Source organism: Aeromonas sp. 19NY04SH05-1, from assembly GCF_040581895.1.
Taxonomy (GTDB): domain Bacteria; phylum Pseudomonadota; class Gammaproteobacteria; order Enterobacterales; family Aeromonadaceae; genus Aeromonas; species Aeromonas enteropelogenes.
The window spans coordinates 982,540-1,008,387 of the sequence record NZ_CP095328.1; the positions used below are offsets into that span (position 1 = coordinate 982,540).

Annotated in this window: 29 protein-coding genes; 10 read left to right on the forward strand and 19 right to left on the reverse strand. The window is 61.8% G+C overall.

Going from position 1 to position 25,848, the window contains the following annotated elements; translation table 11 throughout:
• Positions 1-13: 13 nt before the first annotated feature.
• The 5 genes from MRK42_RS04640 to MRK42_RS04660 form a co-directional block, all read right to left on the reverse strand.
• Complete coding sequence (locus MRK42_RS04640) at positions 14-883, reverse strand: phosphoribulokinase (protein ID WP_026456725.1); 870 nt, start codon at positions 881-883, stop codon at positions 14-16.
• A 52-nt stretch (positions 884-935) separates the two neighbouring features.
• On the reverse strand, positions 936-1,160 hold the full coding sequence (locus MRK42_RS04645) for a YheU family protein (protein ID WP_042072725.1): 225 nt from the start codon (positions 1,158-1,160) through the stop codon (positions 936-938).
• A gap of 155 nt (positions 1,161-1,315) precedes the next feature.
• The gene (locus tag MRK42_RS04650) at positions 1,316-2,302 is read right to left on the reverse strand and encodes a hydrolase (protein WP_354688912.1); all 987 of its coding nucleotides are present in this window, start codon (positions 2,300-2,302) and stop codon (positions 1,316-1,318) included.
• A 53-nt stretch (positions 2,303-2,355) separates the two neighbouring features.
• A complete protein-coding gene (locus MRK42_RS04655) occupies positions 2,356-3,255 on the reverse strand; it encodes a chemotaxis protein (RefSeq protein ID WP_201940527.1) in 900 nt (299 codons plus the stop codon).
• Between the two features lie 148 nt (positions 3,256-3,403).
• On the reverse strand, positions 3,404-4,063 hold the full coding sequence (locus MRK42_RS04660; protein WP_042072720.1) for a hypothetical protein: 660 nt from the start codon (positions 4,061-4,063) through the stop codon (positions 3,404-3,406).
• Between the two features lie 39 nt (positions 4,064-4,102).
• Here MRK42_RS04660 and MRK42_RS04665 point away from each other — a divergent pair, with 39 nt between their 5' ends.
• The gene (locus tag MRK42_RS04665) at positions 4,103-4,306 is read left to right on the forward strand and encodes a YheV family putative zinc ribbon protein (RefSeq protein ID WP_201983293.1); all 204 of its coding nucleotides are present in this window, start codon (positions 4,103-4,105) and stop codon (positions 4,304-4,306) included.
• A gap of 141 nt (positions 4,307-4,447) precedes the next feature.
• A complete protein-coding gene (gene slyD, locus MRK42_RS04670) occupies positions 4,448-5,125 on the forward strand; it encodes a peptidylprolyl isomerase (RefSeq protein WP_061475664.1) in 678 nt (225 codons plus the stop codon).
• Positions 5,126-5,201: 76 nt separating this feature from the next.
• Here the strand turns inward: slyD and MRK42_RS04675 are convergent, their stop codons facing one another.
• Both MRK42_RS04675 and MRK42_RS04680 read right to left on the reverse strand, forming a co-directional pair.
• Positions 5,202-5,417, reverse strand: coding sequence for a SlyX family protein (locus MRK42_RS04675; RefSeq protein ID WP_042027198.1), 216 nt, complete (start codon positions 5,415-5,417; stop codon positions 5,202-5,204).
• 14 nt (positions 5,418-5,431) lie between these two features.
• A complete protein-coding gene (locus MRK42_RS04680) occupies positions 5,432-6,400 on the reverse strand; it encodes a PQQ-binding-like beta-propeller repeat protein (protein ID WP_042027196.1) in 969 nt (322 codons plus the stop codon).
• A 118-nt stretch (positions 6,401-6,518) separates the two neighbouring features.
• Between MRK42_RS04680 and fkpA the strand changes: the two genes are divergently transcribed.
• A complete protein-coding gene (fkpA, locus tag MRK42_RS04685) occupies positions 6,519-7,319 on the forward strand; it encodes an FKBP-type peptidyl-prolyl cis-trans isomerase (RefSeq protein ID WP_338611829.1) in 801 nt (266 codons plus the stop codon).
• A 149-nt stretch (positions 7,320-7,468) separates the two neighbouring features.
• Entirely contained in the window at positions 7,469-8,875 is a 1,407-nt protein-coding gene (locus MRK42_RS04690) for a sigma-54 dependent transcriptional regulator (RefSeq protein ID WP_201940524.1), read from the forward strand.
• Positions 8,876-8,907: 32 nt separating this feature from the next.
• On the opposite strand, the gene MRK42_RS04695 is transcribed toward MRK42_RS04690, so the two are convergent.
• From MRK42_RS04695 to MRK42_RS04705, 3 genes are all read right to left on the reverse strand, one after another.
• Positions 8,908-9,777, reverse strand: a complete 870-nt coding sequence (locus tag MRK42_RS04695; protein ID WP_338611830.1) for a tetratricopeptide repeat protein — start codon at positions 9,775-9,777, stop codon at positions 8,908-8,910.
• 109 nt (positions 9,778-9,886) lie between these two features.
• Complete coding sequence (locus tag MRK42_RS04700; RefSeq protein WP_042027187.1) at positions 9,887-10,222, reverse strand: hypothetical protein; 336 nt, start codon at positions 10,220-10,222, stop codon at positions 9,887-9,889.
• A 113-nt stretch (positions 10,223-10,335) separates the two neighbouring features.
• Positions 10,336-10,680, reverse strand: coding sequence for a DUF2956 domain-containing protein (locus MRK42_RS04705; RefSeq protein WP_026457697.1), 345 nt, complete (start codon positions 10,678-10,680; stop codon positions 10,336-10,338).
• 267 nt (positions 10,681-10,947) lie between these two features.
• Here MRK42_RS04705 and ushA point away from each other — a divergent pair, with 267 nt between their 5' ends.
• Complete coding sequence (ushA, locus tag MRK42_RS04710) at positions 10,948-12,672, forward strand: bifunctional UDP-sugar hydrolase/5'-nucleotidase UshA (protein ID WP_338611831.1); 1,725 nt, start codon at positions 10,948-10,950, stop codon at positions 12,670-12,672.
• Positions 12,673-12,854: 182 nt separating this feature from the next.
• Here the strand turns inward: ushA and MRK42_RS04715 are convergent, their stop codons facing one another.
• The gene (locus tag MRK42_RS04715) at positions 12,855-13,712 is read right to left on the reverse strand and encodes a Tim44-like domain-containing protein (RefSeq protein WP_338611832.1); all 858 of its coding nucleotides are present in this window, start codon (positions 13,710-13,712) and stop codon (positions 12,855-12,857) included.
• Between the two features lie 364 nt (positions 13,713-14,076).
• Between MRK42_RS04715 and dnaB the strand changes: the two genes are divergently transcribed.
• From dnaB to MRK42_RS04730, 3 genes are all read left to right on the forward strand, one after another.
• Positions 14,077-15,471: a replicative DNA helicase gene (gene dnaB / locus MRK42_RS04720; RefSeq protein ID WP_041210543.1), complete on the forward strand. Its 1,395-nt coding sequence runs from the start codon at positions 14,077-14,079 to the stop codon at positions 15,469-15,471.
• Between the two features lie 210 nt (positions 15,472-15,681).
• Complete coding sequence (gene alr, locus MRK42_RS04725; RefSeq protein WP_338611833.1) at positions 15,682-16,755, forward strand: alanine racemase; 1,074 nt, start codon at positions 15,682-15,684, stop codon at positions 16,753-16,755.
• Positions 16,755-17,174, forward strand: a complete 420-nt coding sequence (locus MRK42_RS04730) for a secondary thiamine-phosphate synthase enzyme YjbQ (RefSeq protein ID WP_338611834.1) — start codon at positions 16,755-16,757, stop codon at positions 17,172-17,174. Before alr ends, MRK42_RS04730 begins: the two co-directional genes overlap by 1 nt.
• An 87-nt stretch (positions 17,175-17,261) precedes the next feature.
• Here the strand turns inward: MRK42_RS04730 and pepE are convergent, their stop codons facing one another.
• The 5 genes from pepE to MRK42_RS04755 all read right to left on the reverse strand — a co-directional run bounded on the left by pepE (position 17,262) and on the right by MRK42_RS04755 (position 22,423).
• A complete protein-coding gene (gene pepE / locus MRK42_RS04735; protein ID WP_216992941.1) occupies positions 17,262-17,987 on the reverse strand; it encodes a dipeptidase PepE in 726 nt (241 codons plus the stop codon).
• A gap of 168 nt (positions 17,988-18,155) precedes the next feature.
• Positions 18,156-19,523, reverse strand: coding sequence for an endonuclease/exonuclease/phosphatase family protein (locus MRK42_RS04740; protein WP_338611835.1), 1,368 nt, complete (start codon positions 19,521-19,523; stop codon positions 18,156-18,158).
• A 214-nt stretch (positions 19,524-19,737) separates the two neighbouring features.
• A complete protein-coding gene (locus MRK42_RS04745) occupies positions 19,738-20,532 on the reverse strand; it encodes a heme ABC transporter ATP-binding protein (protein ID WP_338611836.1) in 795 nt (264 codons plus the stop codon).
• Between the two features lie 11 nt (positions 20,533-20,543).
• Entirely contained in the window at positions 20,544-21,575 is a 1,032-nt protein-coding gene (locus MRK42_RS04750) for an iron ABC transporter permease (protein ID WP_061475649.1), read from the reverse strand.
• Positions 21,572-22,423 carry an ABC transporter substrate-binding protein gene (locus tag MRK42_RS04755; protein ID WP_338611837.1) on the reverse strand — a complete coding sequence of 284 codons (852 nt, stop codon included), beginning with the start codon at positions 22,421-22,423 and terminating at the stop codon, positions 21,572-21,574. Before MRK42_RS04755 ends, MRK42_RS04750 begins: the two co-directional genes overlap by 4 nt.
• A 171-nt stretch (positions 22,424-22,594) precedes the next feature.
• Here MRK42_RS04755 and hutX point away from each other — a divergent pair, with 171 nt between their 5' ends.
• Complete coding sequence (gene hutX, locus MRK42_RS04760) at positions 22,595-23,107, forward strand: heme utilization cystosolic carrier protein HutX (RefSeq protein ID WP_354688913.1); 513 nt, start codon at positions 22,595-22,597, stop codon at positions 23,105-23,107.
• Positions 23,104-23,661: a heme utilization protein HutZ gene (gene hutZ, locus MRK42_RS04765; protein WP_042070236.1), complete on the forward strand. Its 558-nt coding sequence runs from the start codon at positions 23,104-23,106 to the stop codon at positions 23,659-23,661. The genes hutX and hutZ overlap by 4 nt, the downstream gene beginning before the upstream one ends.
• A gap of 78 nt (positions 23,662-23,739) precedes the next feature.
• Here the strand turns inward: hutZ and MRK42_RS04770 are convergent, their stop codons facing one another.
• From MRK42_RS04770 to MRK42_RS04780, 3 genes are read right to left on the reverse strand one after another with little or no spacing between them, the layout of a single operon-like run.
• Entirely contained in the window at positions 23,740-24,123 is a 384-nt protein-coding gene (locus MRK42_RS04770) for a hypothetical protein (RefSeq protein ID WP_026457790.1), read from the reverse strand.
• 36 nt (positions 24,124-24,159) lie between these two features.
• Complete coding sequence (locus MRK42_RS04775; protein ID WP_026457791.1) at positions 24,160-24,714, reverse strand: cysteine hydrolase family protein; 555 nt, start codon at positions 24,712-24,714, stop codon at positions 24,160-24,162.
• Between the two features lie 24 nt (positions 24,715-24,738).
• On the reverse strand, positions 24,739-25,704 hold the full coding sequence (locus MRK42_RS04780; protein WP_201940509.1) for a ChaN family lipoprotein: 966 nt from the start codon (positions 25,702-25,704) through the stop codon (positions 24,739-24,741).
• Positions 25,705-25,848: the final 144 nt, after the last annotated feature.

Here is a 25,848-nt window from a genome sequence, read left to right on the forward strand (position 1 = left end):
TAAACTCCTTGGCTCAGGTGATCTTGCCGGTTTCGATCAGTTGCTGGATGAGGGGACGCAGGATCAGCTCCATCGCAAAACCCATCTTGCCGCCCGGTACGACGATGGTATTCATGCGTGACATGAAAGAGCCATCGATCATCGACAGCAGGTAGGGGAAATCCACCTGCTTGATGCCGCGAAACCGTATCACCAGCATACTCTCGTCCAGACTCGGGATCACCTTGGCACTGAAGGGGTTGGAGGTGTCCACCGTCGGCACCCGCTGGAAGTTGATGTGGGTGCGTGAGAACTGGGGGGTGATGAAGTTGATGTAGTCATCCATGGAACGGACGATGGAGTCGGTCACCGCCTCGCGGGAGTGCCCGCGCTCCGAAGTGTCGCGGATGAGCTTCTGGATCCACTCCAGGTTGACGATGGGCACCACGCCGATGAGCAGGTCCACGTGGCGGGCCACGTTGTGCTCGTCGGTGACCACGCCGCCGTGCAACCCCTCATAAAACAACAGATCGGTCTCGCTCGGCAGATGCTGCCAGGGGGTGAAGGTACCCGGCATCTGGTTGAAGGGGACCGCCTCGTCGAAGCTGTGCAGATAACGACGATACTGGCCGCTGCCTTGCTGGCCGTACTCCTGGAAAAACGACTCCAGCAGGCCGAAGTCGTTGGCTTCCGGGCCGAAATAGCTGATATGGCGCCCCTGTTCGCGCGCCTTGCGGATCGCCACATCCATCTCCGGTCGGGTGTAGCGATGAAAACTGTCCCCCTCCACCACGGCCGCGTTGTAACCCAGTTGATGAAACATGGAACGAAAGGCGATGGTGGAGGTGGAGGTGCCGGCTCCGGACGAACCGGTAACCGCAATAATGGGATGCTTGGCCGACATAGAATGCTCTCTTCCTTGGGAGTTCCGTTATAAAGGCAGGCTTCGTGCCCGGTCAAGCCGACTCGATGAAGCGATCCTTGGGCACTATGTTGACCGACTCGTGCAACTCGCTGTAGACGATGACGGCGGAGCCTTGCTGCAACTGGGCTTTGACGGTCTCGACCTTGCGGGCGAGGGGCACATCCTGCTCGCCATATTCGGTGCCTTCCTGCAGTACGAAATGTTCGATGAGATTGGTCAGGGTTTCGCTATCCAGCTCTTGCCAGGGGATGATCATCGGTAAGTCTCACAACAAAAAAAGGGCTGTCGGGTCATTGTTATGCCCGCTTGCCCGAGTGCAACTTCTTTTTACGCCTTACGGGTACTCTAGCGGGTGCTAAAGCGTCACCTGGCGATGGCTCGGAATGTGCAACCGGGCAAATGCAAAAGGGGTCAGTTTGGTGTGGCCGCCTGGGCTTGCTCGGTTATCCAGCGGCTGATCCGCTCATCCAGCCAGAATCTGGGTCGCCAGGGCGTGCCGTGCAGGAATCCCACATGGCCGCCACGCTGGCTGAGCTCATAGCGCACCATGGGGTTGAGCTGTTCGGGGCGCGGGATCACCGCTTGCGACATGAAGGGATCGTCGGCGGCGTGGATGATCAGCGTCGGGATCGGGATCTGTCGCAGCAGGGGCAGACCGGAGCAGCTCTGGTAGTAGTGGCCGGCGTTGGTGAAACCATGGAGCGGGGCGGTGACCTGCTCGTCAAAGTCGCGCAGGGTGGCAATGCTTCGCACCTGCTGTGGTTGCCAGCGCTCGCCCGCTTTCTGTTGCTGGTGGATCTTGTTTAACAGGTTGCGGCGCATGGTGCGCAGCAGATAGTTCTGATAGACCTTGGAGAAACCCTGGTTGACCCGGTTGGCACAGCTTTCCAGCTGCAAGGGGGCCGAAATTACCACGGCCGCTGTCAGTGCCGCCGGACAGGCGCGAGCCAGCAGATTGACCAGCATGTTGCCACCCAGCGAAAAGCCGATGGCAATCAAGGGTTTGCCCGGAAAGCGTCGGCTCAGCTCGGCAATCACTTCCAGCGCATCGCCGATGGCCCCCGAGTGATAGGCCTGCAGGTGGCGATTGGGCTCGCCGCTGCAACCCCGAAAGTGCATCAGCACCGCCTCTCTCCCTTCCTGCTGCAGGTGGCCAAACAATCCCTTGGCGTAGTGGGAGTGAATGCTTCCCTCCAGGCCATGGAACACCACCACCAGCGGCTGGGCATCCTGGGCAATTTCCCCGTTCCATGCGAGGTCGACGAAATCCCCGTCCGTCAGTTCAAACCGCTCGGCCACGAAGCGGGCCGGGGTCCGGCGCAGCCACTTTGGCAATATGGTTTGCAGATGGGGGTTGCAGGCCCACCAGGGGGCCTGAAAGTAACTCTCGGTCAACATGGGTCTGCCGGTTCCGGTTGTAACGGCGGGAAGTGTCCTCCCCGCCTCTGGGGTCAGTGCTGCAGGCGGTCGTGGTGCTCGGCACCGCGCAGCATGGCCTGGATCAGCTCGTTGGCCTCGAACTTGGTCAGCGCTTCGTGAGCCCCCACCTGATGGGCTCGCTCCACACTGATCTCGCTGGAGAGGGAGGTGTGCAGGATGATGTAGGCGCCCGCCAGCTTGCTGTCGCTCTGCACCTCGAAGGCCAGCTCATAACCATCGAGCCCCGGCATCTCGATATCGCTTACCAGGATATCGATGGGGGTCTGCTGGCCAGCTCTCTCCTGCATCAGGGTCAGCGCATCCTTGCCGTTGGTGCAGACTTCGTAGGGGATATTGATGTAATCGAGTGCCGCCATCAGCTGGCGGCGGGCGACGGAGGAGTCATCCACCAGCAGGATCCGCATCGGCTTGATCCGCTCCCGCTGCACGTCGGTCAGCACCGGATAGAGGTGGCTGGGATCGTCAGGGTAGACCCGTGACAGGATCAGCTCCACGTCCAGCAGCTGGATCAGCTGGCCGTTGACCCGGGTTACCCCGGTCACGAAGACGTTGTGACCGAGGGCTGCAGGCGGCGGGGCGATATCGCGCCAGTTGCACTCGGTGATCTTGTCGATGCCGCGCACCAGAAAGCCCACCAGGGTGCGGCGACAGTCGGTGATGATGATGAAGCAGTGTTGCATCTCTTCGCGCTGGATGGGGCGATACCCCACCGCCATGGCCATGTCGATCACCGGAATGGTAGTGCCACGCATATTGGCTGCTCCCAGCACGGTCGGGTGGGACTGGGGCAGCGCGGTCAGCTGGGTATAAGGCACTATCTCCTTTACCTTGAGGGTGCCGATGGCGAAGGATTGGTTGGCTGAGAGATGAAACAGCAACATGCCCTGGGATTGATTGGCTTTGCTCGTCATGGCAGATGTCCTGTTGGTCGAAACGTTGGCCGTCACTTATGGTTCCAGCATAAAGGATAAGAGGGGAGATGGTCCTCTCTTGTTAACGACCGGCGGCTAAAAAACTGGACTCGCCTGGCCGTTTTTCTTCGCTGGTGGGGGAGGGCGCTTATTGCCCCTCGCCCGGTGTCACGCCCCAGCGCTGACAAGCCTGTTGCAGCGTCGCTTCATCGGGATAGCCCAGTTTTCCGGCAACCTGGGCTGCCTTGCTGCCCCCCTTGAGCAGTCTGAGGGCCTGCAGCAGTTGCCACTGCTGTTGCAGGGCATCGCCCGGGACTGGCGCATCGGCCCGCTCGGCCCACTTTTGCAGCGCATCGGGATGACCGCTGGCGATGGCCTGCCAGTCCGCTTGCAGGGTTTCATTCCCCTGCTGACTGATGGGGCACTGTTGCACCTCATCGAGAATGACCTGCAGCCGGTGGCCATAGGCCCCCTGCCAATCCTGTGGCCGCTGCCATTGAGCCAGCGAATCGAGCAGGGCATCGAGCAGCGGCGAGGCTTGCAGCCAGCCGGCCTGCCCGGGTTGCGGCGCTCGCAGGGAGACGCTCAGCAGGTCGTAATCGCAATCCGCCAGCGGGCTGAAGGCGGCCAGAGCATCGGCACAGAGCCAGAAACAGCGGCCGGCCGGGAGCAACAGCTCATGCTGACCGAGTCTTAGCAGCGCGGCTCCTCTGGTCACCCGCAACAGCTGCCCGACCGGGGTACGTTTGCGATGACCGGCTTGCAGGCCCTGGCTGGAAAAATGGTGGTACTCGATGGCGTGATGCATGTAAAAACCCTGATATGATGCTGCCCGGAGGTAACAAAAATGGAAACCAGACGTAAAAAGCGCTTCATTGCCGGTGCAGTCTGCCCAGCGTGCGGCAAGATGGACAACATGATGCTGTATCTGGAGCATGGAGTCGAGAAGGTGACCTGCGTCTCCTGCGGCGATACCCAGGTGCAGACGCCGGCCGAGGTCGATGAGATGACCCGGGAGGCCGAAGAGGTGATCGGGGTATTCCGCCCCTGACGGGGTAACGGGATTGGGTGAGGAGCGTCACTTCGATCCCGTTGTCGCTTTTTTCAACACCCGCTGGCAGGGTCCGCCATAGGCGTGGCCCGCTTTTTAGGGTATTCTGAGCCCGTTTTTTTCTATCCGCAGGATCCTGACATGAAAGTAGCTCCTCTGAGCGTGGTTACGCTGGAATACACAGTCACCGACGAGCACGGTGAAGTCATCGACAGCACTGTCGGCAAAGAGCCGCTGGTGTATCTGCACGGTACCCGCTATCTGGTTTCCGGCCTCGAAGCCGAGCTGGAAGGTCGCGCGGTAGGTGACGCCTTCGAAGTGACCCTGACCCCGAGCCAGGCCTACGGCGAATATGACGAGTCTCTGGTGCAGGAAGTGCCGGGCGAGCTGTTCGACGGTATGGAAGTCTCCGAAGGGGATACTTTTGTGGCCGAGACCGATGACGGCCACCGCCCGGTGACCGTGGTTGAAGTGTCCGAGTCCTTCGTCAAGGTGGATGGCAACCATCCCCTGGCTGGCGTGACTCTGGGCTTCAAGGTCGAGATCAAAGACGTGCGTGCCGCCACCGCCGAAGAGCTGGCTCACGGTCACGTTCACGGTGCTGGTGGTTGCGGCCACGATCATGGTCATGATCATGACCACGATCACGGTGGCTGCTGTGGTGGTGGCCATCACCATCATGAAGAAGAGCATGGCCATGGCGGTTGCTGCGGCGGTGCCGGCCACGGTCACGACCACGGCCATGATCACGGTGACGACCACGGTCACGGCGGCTGCTGCGGTGGCGGCGGTTGCGGTGGCAAGGGCCATCACCACTGATCCGGGCTCGACCCGAGATAAAAAAACCCGCGCCTGGCGCGGGTTTTTTTATGAACTGGTGGCTGGCGTCACCGGATCAGTAGTGAGGGGGAGGCGTCTCTTCGGACATGCTGGCAATCTGGCTCGGCTGCACGCTCTTGAGCTTGTCCACCAGCAGCTGGATCTGATGCTTGAGCCGATCCAGCTCGCGCCCCTGGGTGGTGACCTCGTCGTTGAGCAGCTCTATGGTGTATTCCGCATAGGCAAGACGGGTTTCCAGGGTTTCGATGCGATCGTTTACTTGCTGACTCATGGGCCTTCGGGTCCTTACTTGATTGTCCAGATTTCGGCCAGACCACTGGAGCTGGCGCTGACAAGGTGGCTATTGTCGCGCAAAGCCACGCCGTAGACCACAGCGCTGGGCGGTTTTGCCTTGGGGTAGGGGGCGACGCGCCAGCTCTGCAGCAAGGTACCATCGCTCACCCGCCACAGGGAGAGCTGACGGGACGGGGCTCCAGTGATGAGCCATTTGCCGTCGTTGGCGAAGCGAGCGCTGCTGTAAACCTCGAAGCGGTGATCAAACTGCAGCCGGCTCACCTCTTTACCTGTTTTCAGATCCCAGATGCTGGCCTGACGGCTGTCGGCGGTGAAGGCGTAGCGGCCGCTGGGCTCCAGTCTGGCCATCACCACCCGGCCGCCGTGGTTGAAACGCCACACTACCTGGCCACTCTGGGTATCCCACAGATAGGCGCTGTAGTCGTTGCCACCGGTCAGGGCATAGCGGCCATTGGCGGAGAGATCCACCGTATTGATCTGCTCGGTATGCCCCAGGAATTGCAGGCGGCGCCCGCTCTGGGTGTCGACCACCTCCGCCTTGCCATCTTCCCGACCGATCAGCACCTGACGGCCATCTGCCGACAGGGCGATGTCCCTCAGCCTGGATTCAGGAAGGGAGTAGTAGCCTTGCGAATGCCCATTCTGGAGCGCCCAGATGGCGAAGGTATTTGACGTTGCGGTGACGGCGTGGTTATTGCCTTCGGCAAAACGGGTGATGAACACCAGGTTGTCCGGTGCGTCTGATTGCGTCCAGCGCCAGCGTTGGCGGTTTTGCTCAAGGTCCCATACCACGATACCCTGACTCAAGCTGGAGACGATGGCTTGCTTGCCATCGCTGGAGAGATCGGCGGTCAGCAGGCCTGTGCTGGCGAGGGTAATTTGCTGGTCTGGCCGGGCGCTTTGCTCGCAGCCAGTCAGCATCAAGCAGAGGCTTACCAGATAAATAGCACTTTTTAACATTTTTGCGGTCTCACGCTGTTGTTACCTGCAATCACGGCGTTAGTATAAGGCGCTTGTCACGATAAACCTCTCATTTCACGATGGAACCGAGAGCGGTATTTGAAGTTTGGAGAAACTGATGAATAAATTTCTGAAGGTGTCCCTGTTGGCTGCGGCGGTTGCCGTGAGTCTGACTGCTTGCCAAGACGAGAAGCCGGCGGCCAATACCGCCGAGGTGAAGGCAGAGGCCAGCAAGCCTGCAGAGGCGACCAAGGCTGAAGCCAAGAGCTTTGAAGAGCAATCCGGTTATGCGATTGGCCTCTCCATGGGGCGTTACATCGCCAACACCCTGGAGCGTCAACAAGAGCTCGGCATCAAGCTGGACAACGCCGTGATCCTGAAAGGGGTGACTGACGGTCTGGGCAAAGACGCCAAGATGACTGATGAAGAGATCCAGAAGGTCCTGCAGCAGTACGACGCCAAGATCAACGAGCTGACCAAGGCCAAGACCGAGAAAGATGCCGTTGAGAACCTGAAGAAGGGCGAAGCCTTCCTGGCTGACAACGCCAAGAAAGAGGGTGTGAAGACCACCGAATCCGGCCTGCAGTATCAGGTCGAGAAGATGGGCACAGGCGCCAAGCCGAAGGCCACCGATATCGTCAAGGTGCACTACACCGGCACCCTGACCGATGGCACCAAGTTTGACAGCTCCGTCGATCGTGGCGAGCCGGCGACCTTCCCGCTGAACCAGGTGATCCCGGGCTGGACCGAAGGGGTACAACTGATGCCTGTTGGCTCCAAGTTCAAGTTCTTCCTGCCGTCCAAGCTGGCCTATGGCGAGCACGGTGCAGGCACCATCCCGGCCAATGCCGTGCTGGTGTTTGACGTTGAACTGCTGGATATCGAGAAGCCGGCAGCAGCTGACGACGCTAAAAAGTAAGTTCATCTTGTGCAAAAACGGCTCCTTAGGGAGCCGTTTTTTCTTGTGTCTCTTCGGGATCCGCGGGATAACTGGAGGGGTGTCACCTTGGGTTTGCCCGAGAAAGGTTGCAAAATAAAAGCGCACAATCAATGACAAGGATGAATCCTGTGGCTGAAAACAAACCGCGTGTGCTGTTGGTGGAAGATACCCGGAGTCTGGCGGTCGTCTATGAGCAGTACCTGCGTCAGGATGGTTATGAGGTACTGTTGGCCGATTGTGGCCAGCAGGCGCTGGACCAGCTGATGGCGAGCCCCCCGCCCGTGGTGCTGCTCGATCTGGAGCTGCCGGACATGTCCGGCATGGACATTCTGCAGCAGATCACCGAACAGCAGCTGCCCTGCGCCGTGGTGGTGATCACCGCCCACGGTTCGGTGGACGTGGCGGTAGAGGCGATGCGCCTCGGCGCCTTTGACTTCCTGACTAAACCTTTTGACAGCAAGCGGCTGTGCGCCACGGCGCGCAACGCCCTGAAACACCAGCAACTGAGCTCGCTGGTGGCCCAGTACCGGGAAAACTTCGAGCGTCACTCCTTCGCCGGCTTCATCGGTGCCTCCATGCCGATGCAGGCTGTCTATCGCATCATAGAGAGTGCGGCCCCGAGCAAGGCCACCGTGTTCATCACAGGAGAGAGCGGTACCGGCAAGGAGGTGTGTGCCGAGGCTATTCACCAGTGCAGCCCTCGCCGCGATCAGCCCTTCATTGCACTCAACTGTGCCGCTATCCCCCACGATCTGATGGAGAGCGAGATCTTCGGCCACGTGAAGGGCTCCTTCACCGGCGCCCAGGGAGATCGCAAGGGGGCGGCGAGTCTTGCGGACGGCGGCACCCTGTTTCTGGACGAGCTCTGCGAGATGGATCTTGACCTGCAGAGCAAGCTCTTGCGTTTCATCCAGACCGGCACCCTGCAGCGCGTCGGCAGCAGCAAGCTGGAGACGGTGGATGTGCGCTTCGTCTGCGCCACCAACCGGGATCCGCTGGTGGAGGTGAAGGCGGGGCGTTTTCGCGAGGATCTCTACTACCGGTTGCACGTCATCCCCCTCTACCTGCCACCGCTGCGCGAGCGGGGGGAGGATATCCTGCTGCTGGCTCGCAGCCTGCTGCAGAGCTACGCCAAGGAAGAGAACAAGCGCTTCAAGGATTTCGATGCCCAGGCGGCGCGGGTGCTGCTCGATTACCCCTGGCCCGGCAACGTGCGCGAGCTGCAGAACGTGGTGCGCAACATAGTGGTGCTGAACGACAAGGATCAGGTGAGCCAGGATATTTTGCCGCCCCCGCTCAATGGCGGACGTTCCCTTAATGGTGCGGCCCCTGTGGCCCAGCCTGCTGTGGCCAGCGCGCCGGAGCGACCTGCCCATGGGCCGATCCGCCCGCTCTGGCTGGTGGAAAAAGAGGTGATAGAACAGGCCATCGCCAGTTGTGACGGCAACATTCCCAAGGCCGCCGCCCTGCTCGAGATCAGCCCCTCGACCATCTATCGCAAGAAGCAGGGGTGGGAAGAGGCCAATCTCGCCTGACGCAGGGGCGGCGCCAGGCCGCCCCTGCGTTGTCAAAGCTTGGCGAGCCGCTTGAGACGGGCGAGCCGCTCCCCCTCCTGGCGCTTGAACCACTCATCGCGCGACAGTAAAAACCAGGCGCGGGCGAAATATTCGGCCGCCGCCGGGTCGTCCAGCGCCAGCGCATTCTCCCCCAGCTCTTCGAATACATAGCCATCCTCGGGGGCGCCAGTGGCAGCCATGTCGGCCTGCAACTGCGTGAGCTCGGCCTGCGCCTGCTCGTGCAGCCCCTGGGCCCGGCTCAGGCGGGCCAGGCTCCAGCGGGCGATAAAAGCCTTGGCCGGGTTGTTATGCTGCTCGTGCCAGGCCAGGCATTTTTGCTGACACTGGCGAGCCTCTTCCAGGCGGCCCAGTTCAAACAGGGTCCAGCCCTGATTGTTGTAGAGGGGGGCGAGCCAGCCGCGCACCCGCTCATCCTGGCTGCGCTCGGCAAGCTCCATCGCGAGCTGATGCCAGCGGCTCTGCTCCTCCAGCGGGGCGGCGATGGCCACCATGTGGGCCGCATCGATGGCCAGATAGAGCTCCTTGTGTTTCAGCCCCTGTTGCCAGGCCTGTTCAAACAGCGTCCTGGCACTGGCCTTGTCGCCGGCGGAGTTGAAGGTGCGGCCGCGCTCCAGCAGGACGCGAAGACGGGCGCGCGGGGTGGCATCGGTGAGGCGGGGTTCTATCTCGTCGAGCAGCTGGTGCGCCTCGGCAAACTGGCGTTGCAGCGAATGGGTGCGGGCTATCTGGGTGAGCAGCTCCAGCTCGTACTGCAGGTCGGCGGCGGCGCGCGCCTCGGGCAGCAGAGCATGAAAACGCAGGGCACTGGCGGCGGGATCCTGATAATCCCACAGCGCCATGAAATCGGGCGGATTGTCCATTCGGCCTCCTTGCTGGCGATCCTGTCACCAAGATGCCTGTCGGCCATTGTTTGTACAAGGGGCGCCCGTCACAGAGCGCCCCTCGGGTCATATCGCCACAGCCGGTCTGTCAGTAGACCATGGCCAGGCTCATCAACATCAGGCCCAGAGCGGCGAAGGCGCCTTCCTTGATGGCGAGCCGGGGCACCAGCGCCTTGGGCAGGGCCGGGAACAGGCTGAGCGCAAATCCCAAACCTGGCATCAACCAGTGGAAGGCTGGATTGCGCAGGGTCGGATCGGCCGCGCCATTGATCACGATGAGCAGGATGAACAGGGTGAAGGCGGGCAGAATAAACCAGCGCACATTGCCGCTGGCCACCGCCCGTAGTGGCGAGATGCGATAGAGCAGCATGGTGACGAGAAACAGCACGAAGGGGGCGAGCAGGTAGAGCGGAGCCGGGTTCATAGCAGATGTCCTGAAAACGAGTGGCGGGATTTAATCAGCCCGGGGCGGCGATGACCAGCCATATGGGCCAGGGCTGTGAAGAAGATCCCAGGCAAAGGTTTGCAGCGCCGGGGTCAGCGCAGCCAGAGCCAGGCCGCGGCGAAGCCCAGCCAGCTTAGTACCAGCAACGCCCAGGGCAGGGGATGCTGGCGAGTCACTTCCACCAGTTCAAGCGACTCGTCCTGTTCATCGAGCTGGTTTTCACTCTGCTGTTGTCTGGCTTTGGCCTGCTGCTTCTTCTGGCGATTGGCTTCGCGGGCTCGCGCCTTCATCTGCTTTTTGTATTCATCTATGCCCTTCTGGATCCCCTGGGCGATCAGCTGGGTCTGCTCCTTGGTCTGCCCCGGCTTCTGGTTGGCGCGGGCAATCTTCATCGCCTCCTGCTGGGTTTCTGGGGAAATCTTGTCGTATTTGGCCATCTACTCTCTCCTCGGGCTCCGATGGGGTGGGAGAGTATGCCACAAAGGTGTGGCAAGAAGCGGCTTGCCATCCCCCGGTGCCGAATTTTGCGCGACCACTCATAAAAAGAGACGAAAAAACGGTGGAAATCCGGATGTTGAGCCAAGGATCACAATTAACGCATTTTGTGAGTCATTGATGAAAAATCGTCATCTGTTGTTTGTTATATTGGCGCCCGACCCGCCGGATCGGGTCATAAATAACAACATAATCAAGGTGATATGGATATGAATAAGAACTTCATCAGGGGCACCGTGGCGCTGGCCGTGCTGGCTGCCCTGACTGGCTGTAATTCCTCTGGCAATGACACCGTTGCCCCCTGCACTGAAAATGTCTGCAAGCTGACTGTTTTGCACACCAACGACACCCATGGCCGTTTCTGGCACAACACCGAGAACGAATATGGCATGGCGGCCCAGAAGACCCTGGTCGAGCGGCTGCGCGCCGAAGCCAGGGCCGCCGGCAGCGAGGTGCTGGTGCTCTCCGGGGGTGACGTCAACACAGGGGTGCCCGAGTCGGATCTGCAGGATGCCGAGCCCGATTTCGTCGCGATGAACAGCATTCGCTACGACGCCATGGCGGTGGGCAACCACGAGTTCGACAACCCCCTCGATGTGCTGGAGAAGCAGCGTGAGTGGGCCCGGTTCCCCATGCTGTCGGCCAACATCTACGACAAGGCCAGCGGCAAGCACTACTTCGACCCCTACAAGGTATTCAGGCTGGATAACGGCCTCAAGGTCGCGGTGATCGGCCTGACCACGGAAGACACCGCCCAGCTGGTCGACCCCAACAACGTGAAGACCCTGGAGTTTCGCGATCCCACCACCGAAGCGGCCCAACTGGGCAAGCAGATCCGTGACAAAAATGAGGCCAACCTGGTCTTCGCCATCACCCACATGGGCCACTATGCCGATGGCCAGCATGGCAGCAATGCCCCGGGTGATGTGGAGATGGCCCGCGCCCTGCCGGCAGGCACCCTGGACGCCATCATCGGTGGCCACTCCCAGAACCCGGTCTGCATGGAGCCGGGGACGGCGAACAAGTATGTCGACTTCAAACCGGGTGATGACTGCCTGCCGGATCAGCAGAACGGTACCTGGATCATGCAGGCCCACGAGTGGGGCAAGTATGTGGGTCGTGCCCAGTTTGACTACCAGAATGGCAAGCTGACCCTCACCAGCTATGAGCTGATCCCGGTCAACCTCGTCAAGCGCAATGCCAAGGGTGATCCCATCGACGCGACCGGCGCCGCCACCAAGGATCCGGCCAAGATGCAGTTCGTTCAGGACGAGATCACCAAGGATCCTGAACTCTACAACACCCTGCTCGGCTATCAGGAGAAAGGTCAGCAGGAGCTGAGCGTGGTGATCGGCTCCAGCGATGGCCTGCTGGTCGGCGATCGCGCCAGCGTGCGCAACATGCAGACCAATCTGGGGCGCCTGATCACGACCGCCACCTCCGGCAAGCTGGCCACCGACTTCGGTATCGTCAACTCCGGCGGCGTTCGGGACAGCATCCCGGCCGGCGATATCACCTATCGCAGCGTGCTGCTGGTGCACCCGTTCGGCAACACGGTCAACAAGGCCGTCATGAATGGCAGTGAGCTGGCCAGCTACCTGGGACAGGTTGCCACCAAGACTCGCAATACCGGCGGTTATGCCCAGTTTGGCGGCATCAACATGGCGGTGGATTGCCAGGCCAAGAGCGTGAACATCACCAGCATTGGTGGCAAGGCGTTCGATCCGGCGGCGATTTACAGCTTCGCCATTCCGAGCTTCAGCGCCGCCGGTGGCGATGGCTATCCCAAGATCGACACCATCAATGCCGGGCTGGTGGATGCGGCCGTGCTGAAGGAGTATATCGAGATCAAGAAGACCATCAATGTGGCTGACTATCAGCCTGCCGGTGAGGTGAGCTACCTGAACTCCACCTCTACCGACGGTTGCAACTGATCGACGTCAATCCCGAGGCAGAGTCATCGCCGTTACGCACAAAGGGCAGCCAGTGGCTGCCCTTTGTTATGGTAGGGTCTGCGCCTTTCGTGTCAGGCCGCGTCCCGAGGGACAGAGAGCAATAAAAAAGGCGACCCCAGGGTCGCCTCTTGATGCCGGTTTGCGCTGAAGCCAATGACGGCTTACAGCTGCTCGATACCGACGATATGCCAGGGGGCATTGTTCTTGGCCAGATCGCGCTCCAGGTGCCACACCTCTTTGATGTCTTCCTCGACCTGCTCCTGGCGATCCATGTAGCGGCCGCTGAAGCGTACGCTCACCTGGGCCCAGTCGCTGCCGTAGTCGGCACGCACCAGCTGGGTATCCACATACATCACCTCGGTGTGCTGCTCACCGGTCAGCTCGGCACGCTCGGCCTTGAGCTGCTCGAACAGCTCCGGGCTCACGTACTCGCGGATCTTCTCCAGATCGTTCTTGTTCCAGGCCTCTTGCAGGGTGCGGTAGTGGTCGCGGGCACCGGCAAGGAAGCCGTTCATGTCAAAGCCGGGTGGCAGGCGGAATGGCACATCGCTGTCGGCAAAGCCGGTGGCTTGCGGCGCGCTGTGGCTCTGCTCGAACTGCTGCGGGGCCGCCTGCTGAGCCTGATATCCAGCGTAGGCCGCTTGTTGCTGCTGTGGCGCCGCCATCTTGCCTTTGCGCAGGGCGCGGATCAGGAAAACGGCCCCCAAGGCCAGCAGGGCAATCAGCAGGAAGTCCATGCCCTGCATGCCTTCAAAGGCACCGCTGCCCAGCAGGTAGGCAAACAGACCGCCGGCCAGCAGGCCACCCAGCAGACCCCCCATCATGCCGCTCTTCTTCGGTGGAGTCTGGGCGTTCAGTGTCGGATTCTTGTTGTCGACCGGTTTGGCCGCAGGCTGGGCCGGCGCAGTTTTGTAACTTTTACCAAAGGATTTGCTGCCGCCAAACTTCTTGGCCTCGGCATGAGGTGCCCCCAGGCCAATGGCCAGGATCACGGCAAACAGGGTCAGCATCTTTTTCATTTTGACTCTTTTCACTCTCGTCTGTGGGTGGGGCATGCTCCGCATTGGCTAGCTCAGCAAGACGCATGGCAGGCTGCCTGTCCCTAAATGTGTCGCAGCTTGGGCCGATATGTACCATGATTGGCATGAATTATTCATGAACGAGTTGCCTGGCATCGGGCGTCAAGAATGGGAGCATGCAGCATGAAAAGCAGACGATTGAGTCGCAAGGAACGCAAACAGCGAAGCAAAACCAGAAGCAGCAAGGGGGAGCAGACCCTGGTCTGGCCCTTCATGATGGTGTGAATTAGCCAGAATAGGGCTCGCCGTGCCTGGCTTTCTTTTGTAAAATTCCCGTCCCCTTCCCGCTGCGGTTTTTATGTGTATGGCAGAGCAAGTGACGGCGAAAAAAGACGCCAAGACACAACAGCTGAAAGTACCTCCCCACTCCTTTGAGGCCGAACAGTCCGTACTGGGCGGCCTGATGCTGGACAACGACGCCTGGGATCGGGTTGCCGAGCGGGTGATCGACAAGGATTTCTACAGCCGTCCGCACCGCCTGATTTTCCAGGCCATGACCCGCCTCTCCAATGCGGGCAATCCCATCGACCTCATCACCTTGCAGGAGGAGCTGGAACGCTCCGAACAGCTCGAAGAGGCCGGTGGCTTCGCCTATCTGGTGGAGATCGCCAAGAACACTCCGAGTGCCGCCAACATCAACGCCTACGCCGAAATCGTGCGTGAGCGCGCCGTGGTGCGGGAGATGATCTCGGTCGCCAACGAGATAGTCGAAGCGGGCTACGAGCCCCAGGGGCGCACCTCCAACGATCTGCTGGATCTGGCCGAGAGCAAGGTGTTCCAGATTGCCGAGCAGCGCACCAGCGCCAACGAAGGGCCCCAGCCCCTCAAGCTCATCCTGGAGCAGACCGTCGACAAGATTGAAGAGCTGTTCAAGACCCCGCACAACGGAGTGACCGGCGTATCCAGCGGCTACAACGATCTGGACAAGATGACCGCCGGCCTGCAGCGCTCGGATCTGGTCATCGTCGCGGCCCGTCCCTCCATGGGCAAGACCACCTTTGCCATGAACCTGTGCGAGCACGCGGCCCTCACCGCCGACAAGCCGGTACTGATCTTCTCCCTCGAGATGCCCTCCGAGCAGATCATCATGCGTATGCTCGCCTCGGTGGGGCGCATCGACCAGACCAAGGTGCGGACCGGTCAGCTCGACGACGAGGACTGGGCCCGTCTCTCCTCGACCATGGGGCTGCTGCTCGAGAAGGGCAAGATGTATATCGACGACTCCTCCGGCCTGACCCCGACCGAAGTGCGCTCCCGTGCCCGTCGGGTGGCGCGGGACAACGGCGGCATCAGCATGATCATGGTGGACTACCTGCAGCTGATGCGGGTGCCCAGCCTCTCCGACAACCGTACGTTGGAGATCGGTGAAATCTCCCGCTCTCTCAAGGCGTTGGCGAAAGAGCTGCAGTGCCCGGTAGTGGCGCTCTCCCAGCTCAACCGAAGCCTGGAACAGCGGGCCGACAAGCGCCCGGTCAACTCGGATCTTCGTGAATCGGGCTCCATCGAGCAGGATGCGGACTTGATCATGTTCATCTACCGCGACGAGGTCTATCACGACGACAGCCCCGACAAGGGGATCGCCGAGATCATCATCGGCAAGCAGCGTAACGGCCCGATAGGAAGAGTGCGGCTCACCTTCCAAGGCCAGTTCTCGCGGTTCGACAACTACGCGGGCCCGGCGTTTGATGATGACTACTGATGAACAATCCGCAGGGTGACGCCAACTCTGGAGTCACCATTGCGATCTTGACGGGGAAGGTGCTCGCAAGAAGGCCAACCCTGCCTCCAGAAACAGTTTTCCCGGTTCGACAATTCTGCCGGTCCGGCCTTAGACGATGACATTTGAGGGCTGACACCACCCGGTGCCTGACGCGTTGGCGCGTTATCATGCCCTCGTAAGGGAAAACAGATGAAAGCGGCAATTGCCCAAATCGATACAGCGGCCCTGCGCCACAACCTCGCCGTGGTCAAACGCCACGCCCCCGAATGCAAGATCATTGCGGTGGTCAAGGCCAACGCCTATGGCCACGGCCTGCTGCCGGTCGCCCGCACTCTGGTGGATGCGGATGCCTATGCGGTGGCCCGCATTGAAGAGGCCCTGATGCTGCGTTCCTGCGCCGTGGTCAAGCCCATCGTGCTGCTGGAGGGCTTCTTCAGCGCCGCCGATCTGCCGGTGCTGGCGGCCAACAACCTGCAGACCGCGGTGCACACCTGGGAACAGCTCGAGGCGCTGGAGCAAGCCGAGCTGCCCGCCCCCGTGGTAGCCTGGCTCAAGCTCGACACCGGCATGCACCGGCTCGGGGTACGGGCCGAGGAGATGCCCGCCTTTATCGAGCGCCTCGGCAAGTGCAAGAATGTGGTGCAACCGTTCAACATCATGACCCACTTCAGTCGCTCCGATGAGCTGGAACAACCCACCACCCGTGAGCAGATCGATCTGTTCAGCAAGCTGACCGCGCAGCTTTTGGGCGAGCGCGCCATGGCCAACTCGGCGGGCATCCTGGCCTGGCCTGACTCCCACTGCGACTGGGTGCGCCCTGGCGTCATCCTCTACGGCGTCTCGCCGTTCCCCGATACGGTGGCGGCGGATTACGACCTGAAACCCGTGATGACCCTGCGCACTCAACTCATCGCAGTGCGCGATCACAAGGCGGGTGAGCCGGTGGGTTATGGCGCCAATTGGGTGGCGGATCGCGATACCCGCCTCGGTGTCATTGCCATCGGCTACGGTGACGGTTATCCACGCATGGCCCCTAACGGCACGCCTGTGCTGGTCAATGGCCGCATCGTGCCGCTGGTGGGCCGGGTCTCCATGGACATGAGCACGGTGGATCTGGGCCCGGACGCCACCGACAAGGCGGGGGACGAGGCGGTGCTGTGGGGTGAGGGGCTGCCGGTGGAGCGGGTGGCCGAAGAGATCGGCACCATCCCTTACGAGCTCATCACCAAGCTCACCTCCCGCGTCTTTATGGAGTACGTCTGATGTGGCAGCAGCGCCTGCTGGCTCTGAAGCCCCGCTCCCGGGGTTTTCATCTGGTGACCGACGAGCTGGTGGCCAAACTGCCGGAGCTTGCCGATTACCGAGTTGGCATGGCGCACCTGCTGTTGCAGCACACCTCGGCGTCACTCACCCTCAACGAGAATTGCGATCCGAGCGTACGCGCCGACATGGAGGCGCACCTGCACCGGCTGGCGCCGGAAGATGCCCCCTACTATCGCCACACCTGTGAGGGACCGGACGACATGCCGGCCCACATCAAATCCTCCCTGCTTGGAGTGAGCCTGCTGCTGCCGGTGCGTGACGGCCGGCTGGCCCTCGGCACCTGGCAGGGGATCTGGCTCGGCGAGCATCGCGTTGACGGTGGCGCCCGCAAGATCCTGGTGACCCTGCAGGGGGAGTAGGCTGCTGTCGGTGGTGTTGGGCAGAATGAAAAAGAGGGATGGCCTTGGGCCATCCCTCTCTGTTTTTGTGACTGGCAGTGTGGGCTTCTAGCGCACCCTGAACGGGGTCAGCTCGGCCAGCGGGGTTGCATCCATAAAGGCTTGCGGTTCCTGACCGTGCTTGAAGATCTTGAAGTCCTGCTCGCGGGCACTCCAGTACTCCAGGGTGTCGCCGCTCACCTGTAGCAGGCTCGCTTCGCGCAGGGCCACCACGTATTCGCTCGGGTTGATGGCGCAGAACTCGGCGAGGCGTTCGTCGCGGGTCTCCCCCATGTGGCCGCTGATGCTGGCGTCCAGGTAGTGGGGGTTGATCTGTAGCGGAAACAGGCCGAGCGCGGGCAGCACGGCGGCGTTGCACACCGGCATGTCGTTGGTGGTGCGGATGCTCGGGGTGGCCACGTTGCAGCCGGCGCTCCAGCCCACATAGGGGACGCCACGCTCGCGCACGGCGCGCTGGATTGGCACGACCAGCCCCTGCTCGTGCAGTTGCTGGTTCAAACGCCAGGTGTTGCCACCGCTGATGAAGATGGCCTCGGCCTGGTTGATGGCGGCCACCGGATCGTCGAAGTGATGGATGCTGATGGCCTCGACTCCCAGGCTGTCACCGAGATCCCGGGCGCGTTCATCCCAGTCGCTGCGGATCACCGCATAGGGAATGAGCAGGATACGCTTGACCTGCTTGCGGGCGAGCAGGCTCTGCACCCGCTCGCGGGCCCAGCCGAGCAGGCCCGGAAATTCGTTGGCTTTACCGTTGCTAAGAAGAAGCAGTTCCATGAAACAAGTCCTCGATGAATGAAGGCACGGGAGGATCGCCCGCCACGGCAGGGGCAGGCGACAGGGGGGCCTATTCTAGCCCGATTGGTGGCGTGGTTTTGTGATCTTCCCGACTTTGGCCGGAGAAATGATGAGGGGGCCAAAGCCCCCTCGGTTGATGCGTCAGGATCAGTCGAGCTTGAGATCGACCCACACCAGGCGGTGATCCGAACTCACCCCTTTCGCAATGCCAAGCTTGGCGTCGTAAACCAGGTGGTAACCGGCCTCGAAGCTTGCCGGCCAGAACACACCGCTACTTGCGACCTCCAGGTTGGCGGAGGGGATGACGTGATCCAGCTGCAACCCGCTACTGCTGGTGATGCGCTCCGGCGAGGGGCGATTGTTGTTGCGCTTGCAGTCGGTGCCGCTGGCCAGGCACTCCGGGCCCCCTTCGCTGACCGGGATCAGCGAGCCATTGGTGACGGCCTGATTCATCCGCGCATTGTCCAGCAGCGCCTTGATGGCGCTCAGATCGCCGTCACCGGTGAGCGGATCGGCGTTGAGATCCCCGGCGATGACGAACTTGGCATCTTTGGCCAGCCCACCCTTGGTGCCCTTGTCATCCGTCATGTAGTCGAGGCCGTTGACGTAGTCATTCCAGAAGGCGATTTCGGCCCGGTTGTGCTTGACGTTGTGGCGCGCCGCATTGCCGAAAATAGGCGGTGTCGGGTGGGAGATGAGGAAGTGAACCACCTCTTCCCCCTGCGGCGTCTTGATCCGCACCGGCACATCGGCGTGGTTCTTGGACGAGAGCGGGAACTGCTGCCAGGCCGCGTCGTCATACCAGGCATCGCCACACTGGCGGCTGGCCGGGATCGGGGCCTTGGGGTTGCTGCAGTCATCGATAACGGGGTTGGTTTCACTGGGCATGTCCTTCCACTTGAAGGTCTGGAAGGTGCGGATCTGTTTGGTGTCGACCGGATATTTCGACATGACTGCGAAGGCGTACTGGCCGTGGTAGTTGCCAAAGCCCCAGGCATCGTCCGGCCCCGTGTTGACCTTGCCATCCTGATTGAGGTCAAAGCCGCTCATCAGGCCGGTATTGGTGGCAAAACTCTGGCGTACCGGATAGCTGATGGCGGTGACGTCGGAATGCTGGGCGTGAGCCAGGTAGTTGTCATTAAAGGCATTGAGGGCTGCCGTGCTCTCGCCCTTGCCGTCGTTGTCGAACTCGTTGAGCAGGAAGACGTCGGGGCGGGTGCGCTGGACTATCTCGGCGATATTGCGGATCTGCTGCACGTTCTTGGCGGTGGTCTTCTCCGCCTCGCTCAGGCTGGTGTCACCCTCCTGGTAGCGGGCCAGCAGTGCATCCTGGGCCGTGCGGGTCAGGGCCAGTTCGCCGGCCAGCATGCCGGGAGCTGTACGGTCGAACGAGAGATTGAAAGTGGCAAAACGGACCATGGGATCGGGGGCCTTGGAGTCGTTGTCGCTGTTGCAGCCGGCGAGCAGCCCGAGGGCGATAGCCGCGGCCAGCAGGGTTCTGTGTTTGTTCTTCATTATAATTGTTCCGTAGCATCAATGGGTTAAGCCTTTTCAAGGCCGCGCCGTTATAGTGCTCGCTTGAGAACTAAAACCCCTTGTCTGGCAAAAGTGTGAAAGCATTCACAGCGTTTGTTGAACCTTGATGGATATCTCGCTGCCGATGAGCACAGCGACGAATCCCGACGCAATCCGGGACCCAGTAGAGGGAAGCTGGCTTGGTGGCCAGCCTTCAAAGCACCATGGGCAGACCGCTGTCGGGGTGGTGGATCACCTGGGCCGGATAGTCGTAGAGGCGGGCAATCAGCGCCGGGGTCAGCACCTCGGCCGGTGTCCCGTCCGCCATCAATTTTCCTTGTTCCAGCATCACCAGCCGATCGGCGTAGCGGGCCGCCAGATTGAGATCGTGCAGCACCACCAGCACGGCGGTGTTGCGGCTCGCCAGGGCGCGGGCCATGGTCAGCAACTGGTGTTGGTATTTCAGATCGAGGGCCGAGGTAGGCTCATCCAGCAGCAACAGGCGCGGCTGCTGCACCTCGTCTGGGGCTTGCCAGATCTGGGCCAGCACCCGGGCAAACTGCACCCGCTGCCGCTCGCCGCCGGATAGGCCTGGATAGAGCCGTTTGGCCAGGTGTTCTACCCCGGCGTGGGTCATGGCGGCCAGCACTATCTCGTCGCGCCGTTTGGCCGGTTCGCTGTGGGGCAGTCGCCCCATGGCCACCACCTCTTCACACAGAAACGGAAAGTTGAGCGACGAGCTCTGCGGCAAGACGCCGACCCGGTGGGCCAGTTGGTTGCTGTCCCAAAGCCTGCGATCCTGGCCAAACAGAGTGATGCTGCCTTCGTGCTCCAGTTCACCGGTCAGGCACTTGAGCAGGGTGCTCTTGCCCGCCCCGTTGGGGCCGAGCAGGGCGGTCAGGGTACCGCTCTCGAGGGTCAGATCCAGCCTGTCGAGGATCCGGCGCTGGCCGCGGCGCAGGCCAAGCTGCTGACAGGTCAGGAGGGGGGAGGGGACAAGATGATCCATAGCAATCCGTCTTAGAGGGCGCGACGGCCCTTGATCAGCAACCAGATGAAGAAGGGGGCGCCCAGGAGGGCCGTGATGATGCCCACCGGCAATTCGGCCGGAGCCAGCAGGGTGCGGGCCAGCATGTCGGCGCCAAGCAGCAGGGCGGCCCCCAGCAGGGCCGAGAGTGGCAGAAGCCTGACGTGATTGGGCCCCGCCATCAACCGCACCAGATGGGGCACCACCAGACCGACGAAGCCGATCATGCCGGAGACAGCCACCGCCACGCCGACGCCGGCGGCAGTGAGCAGGATGAGGCGGCGCTTGAGCGCCTGCACGTCCACCCCCAGGTGGCGCGCTTCCCCTTCGCCAAGCAGCAGGGCGTTGAGCGGGTTGGCATCGCGCAGGAAGAGCCAGATCAGGGTCGCCAGGGTCAGCAGCGCCAGCGCCACATCCGCCGGTTTGCCCGCTGCCAAAGTGCCCATCTGCCACAGGCTCAAATCCCTCAGCATCTGGTCGTCGGCCAGATAGGTGAGCAGGCCGATCACGGCGCCGGAGAGCGCCGTGATGGCGACCCCGGCCAGCAGCATGACGGTGACCGAGGTGCCTCCCTCCCGGGTGCCGAGCAGATAGACCAGGGTTGTGGTCAGCGCCCCGCCGAGAAAGGCAAGCAGGGGCAGCAGGCCGATCCCCAGAGTGGCCTGCCACTGCTGGCTGAGGGGAGTCAGGAGCACGATGGCAAGCGCAGCCCCAAGCGCCGCACCGCCCGAGACCCCTATGATGCCGGGGTCGGCCAGCGGATTGCGAAACAGCCCTTGCATCACGGCGCCGCAGAGCCCGAGTATGCCTCCCACCGCGATGCAGAGCAGGGTACGGGGCAGACGGATCTCCTGCACAATCAGCAGCTTGTGCGCTGCAATCCCGCTCTCCTGACCGACAAACAGCGCCTTGATGCTCTCGCTCATGGTGAGGGCCATGGGGCCGGTTGCCAGAGAACCGAGCAGCAGCAGGGCCAGCAAGGCCGTAGTGATGGCCAGCAACCAGGGGAGGGGCAGGCGCATCATGATCCCTGCTTGATCCACTGGGCGATCTGGTTCGCCTGCTGCAGTGAGTTGAGGCTCAGCCCCCCTTGCAGGGCGTGACCGTCGATGGCGTGAATGGCCTTGCGTTTGCCAGCCGGAGTGGCCGCCAGGGCGGGCACCTCTGCCAGCACGCTGGCCGGATCGGCATACTGCTGCCAGTCGCGGCCGCTCACCAGCACCAGGTCGGGTTGCATTTCGATCAGGGATTCGGCAGAGACGGGCTTGTAGTTGCGCAGGCTGGCGACCGGGTTGATGCCGCCCGCCAGTTCGATGAGGGCGCTGGCGGTGGTATCTCCACCCGCAATGCTGGTGGGTTGTCCCTTGTGCAGCAGCAGGAAGGCGACCTTGAGCGGCTTGTTCTGTTTGGCCTGGGCCGCCAGCTTGTCGGTTTGGGTCCGGATCTCGGCCTTGAGTCTGGTGCCGGCCTGTTTATCCCCCAGCAGAGCGGCCAGGGTGTCGATGCGCTCGGTGAGGTTGGCCAGGGTGGGGGCCGTTTTCAACACGTCCACCTCGACACCGGCGCGGCGCAGTTGATCCAGCGTCGGGGCCGGGCCCATCTCGTCACTGCCGACCACCCGGGTCGGGGAGAGGCTCAGGATCCCTTCGGCGGCGAGGGCGCGGTGGTAGCCCACCCTTGGCAGTCCCTTGGGCAGCGGACTGCTGACATCGGTGGCGATCAGGCTGGGTTCACCGCCTAGCGCGAGGATGAGTTCCGTGGTGGCCGGACCTATGCTGACGATACGTTCTGTTGGAGTAGCCGATACCGCCAGAGGGGCAAGGAGGGCTGAGCAGCCCAACAGGGTGAGTGCGAGGGCAAGACGACGGCCCATGCTAACCTCCGAAAAGGATCAATGAAACGGGTGTGTCGCCGAGAATATCAAGGCCGCAATAAAATTGCACTGATAATGATAGCAATTATCAATTGCATTGGTTTTGGTGCTTTATTAGAGTAGCCGCCATGATGAATAGCGGGGCGAACGGGCCTCGCAGAGGGAGAGAACATGAGCATTGCACAACGCATTCATGCGCTGCTGGAACAGGATCCCGGCGCTCATCCGTCAACATTGGCGGCCCAGTTGGCCGTCAGCGAGTGGGAGGTGGTGCGCCATCTGCCAGCCGAGCTGGTGACCCTGTTGCCACCGGAGCGTGCCCAGGGGCTGCTGGAGGATCTGGCCGACTGGGGGCCGGTGACTACCATAGTCGAATCGGAAGGCTCCATCTTCGAGGTCAAGGCGCCTTTCCCGAAGGGCAAGGATGCGCGCGGCTATTACAACCTGATGGGGCGTGATGGCGAGCTGCACGGCCACCTCAAGCTCGACAGGGTGGTGGGGATTGCGCTGGTCAGCAAGCTGTTCATGGGCAAGGAGGGGCACTCGTTCCAGTTTTTCGCCGAGAGTGGCTGCTGCATCTTCAAGATCTACCTGGGTCGTGACGATAAACGCCAGCTGCTGGCGGATCAGGTGACCCGTTTCATGGCCCTGCGCCACCCGTCTCAAGAGGAAGTCAAAGCATGAGTGAGCGTCAGGAACGTCTGCAAAACCGCCTGCAACCGGAGATCCGCGAGTTTCGCGACCACTGCCGCACCCTGCAGCTGGCCACGGTCGACAGCGAAGGCAATCCCAATGCCAGCTATGCCCCCTTCGTGCTGCAGGAAGATGGTTACTATGTGCTGATCTCCGAGATCGCCCGTCACGCCCGCAACCTGCAGCAGGTGCCCAGGGTGTCGCTGATGCTGATCGAGGATGAAACCGGTGCTCGCGAGCTGTTTGCCCGCAAGCGCCTCACCTTCGATGCGGTGGCCGAAGTAGTGGCCCGCGACGATGTGCGCTGGGAGAAGGCAGTCGGCGCGCTGGAAGGGCGCTTTGGCGAGATTGTCCACGGTCTCTCCAATCTCAAGGATTTCGTGCTGTTTCGCCTCAAGCCCGAGCAGGGTCTGTTCGTCAAGGGCTTCGGTCAGGCGTTTCGCGTCTCCGGCGACGAGCTGGTGGATTTCGTCCATCTGGTGGAAGGGCACAAGCGCATCGACAATGGCGCCGAGCTGACCAGCCCGGCCGATGCACCTCTCTGAGTGCCAGCCATACCATGACAAAACGGGCAGCCAGTGGCTGCCCGTTTTCATTGATATCTTGCACCGGCGCGCAGCGCCTCAATCCTGCCAGGTGCCCCTGTTCGGGAAGGCGCCACGGTCGGCCTCGGTCGCTGTCTCGTTGCACTCCCCCCGCAGTCGCCAGGAGTTCTGGCTCAGCACTATGTAACCGTCGCGGCAATATTGCTTGCGGGCCAGGGTCTCGGTCAGCAGATCCTGTTGCAGCTCCTCCCGCTGCTCCAGCAGTCGCTGGTGCTGGGCGGCCGACAGCCCGCGCGGCAGGGTGTCGTTGGGCGCGGCTTCGAAGGTGAAGCGCTTGCTTCCCTCTTCGCTGATGTGGGTCAGGAACAGGGGCTCAGGCCCGTCATAACCCTGCCCGGGCAAGCCGGAGCAGGCACTGAGCAGGGGAAACAGCAGCAACAGGGTGACAGGCAACAGGCGCACGACAGACTCCGGTGAAAACTAAACGAGGCTCGCAGATTAACATGGCTGCACAGCGGGTGTTACTGCCAGCAGCTCATCCGTGCTGAGCAGGGTGACACCGCGCCCCTGCGGCAGGCTGAGGTGGCGCCACATCCAGTTGTGATGCTCGATGATCTGCGCCGCCCCCAGGTGGGGACGATCGGCCGTGGTATGGCCATCGCTCAGCACCAGCACCTCGAAGCCGTGGGAAGCCGCGCTGCGCACCGTGGTATCGACGCAAAAATCGGTGTTGCTGCCACAGAGGATGAGTCTGTCGACCGGTTGTTCGGCCAGCAGGAAGGCGAGCTCGGTATCGAGGAAGCTGTCACAGCCCTCCTTGCGTACCCGGCTGTCCCCCTTGGCCGGTTGCAGCGCCGGGTGCAGTTGCCACCCCGGCGTGCCCGGTACCAGCTCGCTACCGGGCGGGCCATCGTGCTGGACGTAGATGACCCGGCCATGTTGCTGCCTGATGTAAGCCGCAGCCCGGTTGATATTGGCCAATACCTGCTGCTGGTTGTAGTGGGTATCTTTCATTACCCCTTGCTGCACGTCGATGATCAGTAACACGTCCATATATGCTCGCCGTCTCCTTGATGATTAGGGTTGCAGCCACAGGCTGCAGTCACGGCTGCGGGATTGATGCAGCGCCCCCATATCTTGCTTCATCTCGGCACTGCTTTGCCAGCGTGCCGGCAGCGGCATGACGGTGACCGTCACATCGGCAGGGCGCCCGGCAGCGGGCGTGTCGCCGGTTTGCGGCACTATCAGGGCCACCTTGAGCGCCGGATTGCGGCTGGCGATGCGGCTGGCGAGCCCCAGGCCCCCCTCCACATGGAAGTTGCCGGCGATATGCATGATCTGGCGGCCCGGGTGGCTGGCGAGGTAATCCACCATGCTTTCTGCCATGGTGTCGTCCCAGCTGGTCTGGGCGGCGAAACGGCGGGCGTTGCTGTCGGCATCGCCGTGGTGCATGGAGGCCATAAACTTCTGGCGATAGGCATCACTCCCCAACGTCAGCTCGCGAGCCAGCTGGCTGCGCCGGTTGGCGGGAAGCTTGTCCAGCCACTCGGGCCCCTCCTGGCCGACACAGCTCACCAGAGGTTTGGGGGCATTGGCGGCGATCACTGGCAGCCGATGGGTTTTGGCAAATTCCACCAGGGGGCGGTAGTCGCTTTGGTAGTTGGGCCAGGCATGGCCTTCGCGGATCAACACCGCTTCGCCGATGCGCCCTGCCAGATAGGCATCCAGGGTAGCCTGATCGGCCCGGCTGAACTGCTCCATGGAGAGGGTCAGCTGCCGCCTTGTCTGTGCGGCGCTGTCATTCAATCCGGCCAGCAGGCGGGATTGCAGCAGATGGATGGCGGGGTGCGTGTGCAATTCGCCCACCAGTATGATGTCGGCATCGGCCACACGGGCGATGGCCTGCTCCAGGGTGAGGGGATCCTGCCGATCGCTGCTCAGTTGGTAGTCATAGAGGGTCTGCAACGATGCAGGTGGTACGGGTTGAGTGGCACAGGCTGCCAGCAACAGGGGCAGGGCGAGCAGAGGGAGTCGTTTCATCATGGATCTCACGGCAAATGGTTCGGGATGCGCAGGCATCGCGGATGAAAAACAGGATTAAAGGGTAACAGCCGCCGACAGTGTAAGAGCAAGAAGTTTGCTTTCAAATGATAATGATTCTTTTTATTGATCTTTGTTTGATGGTGA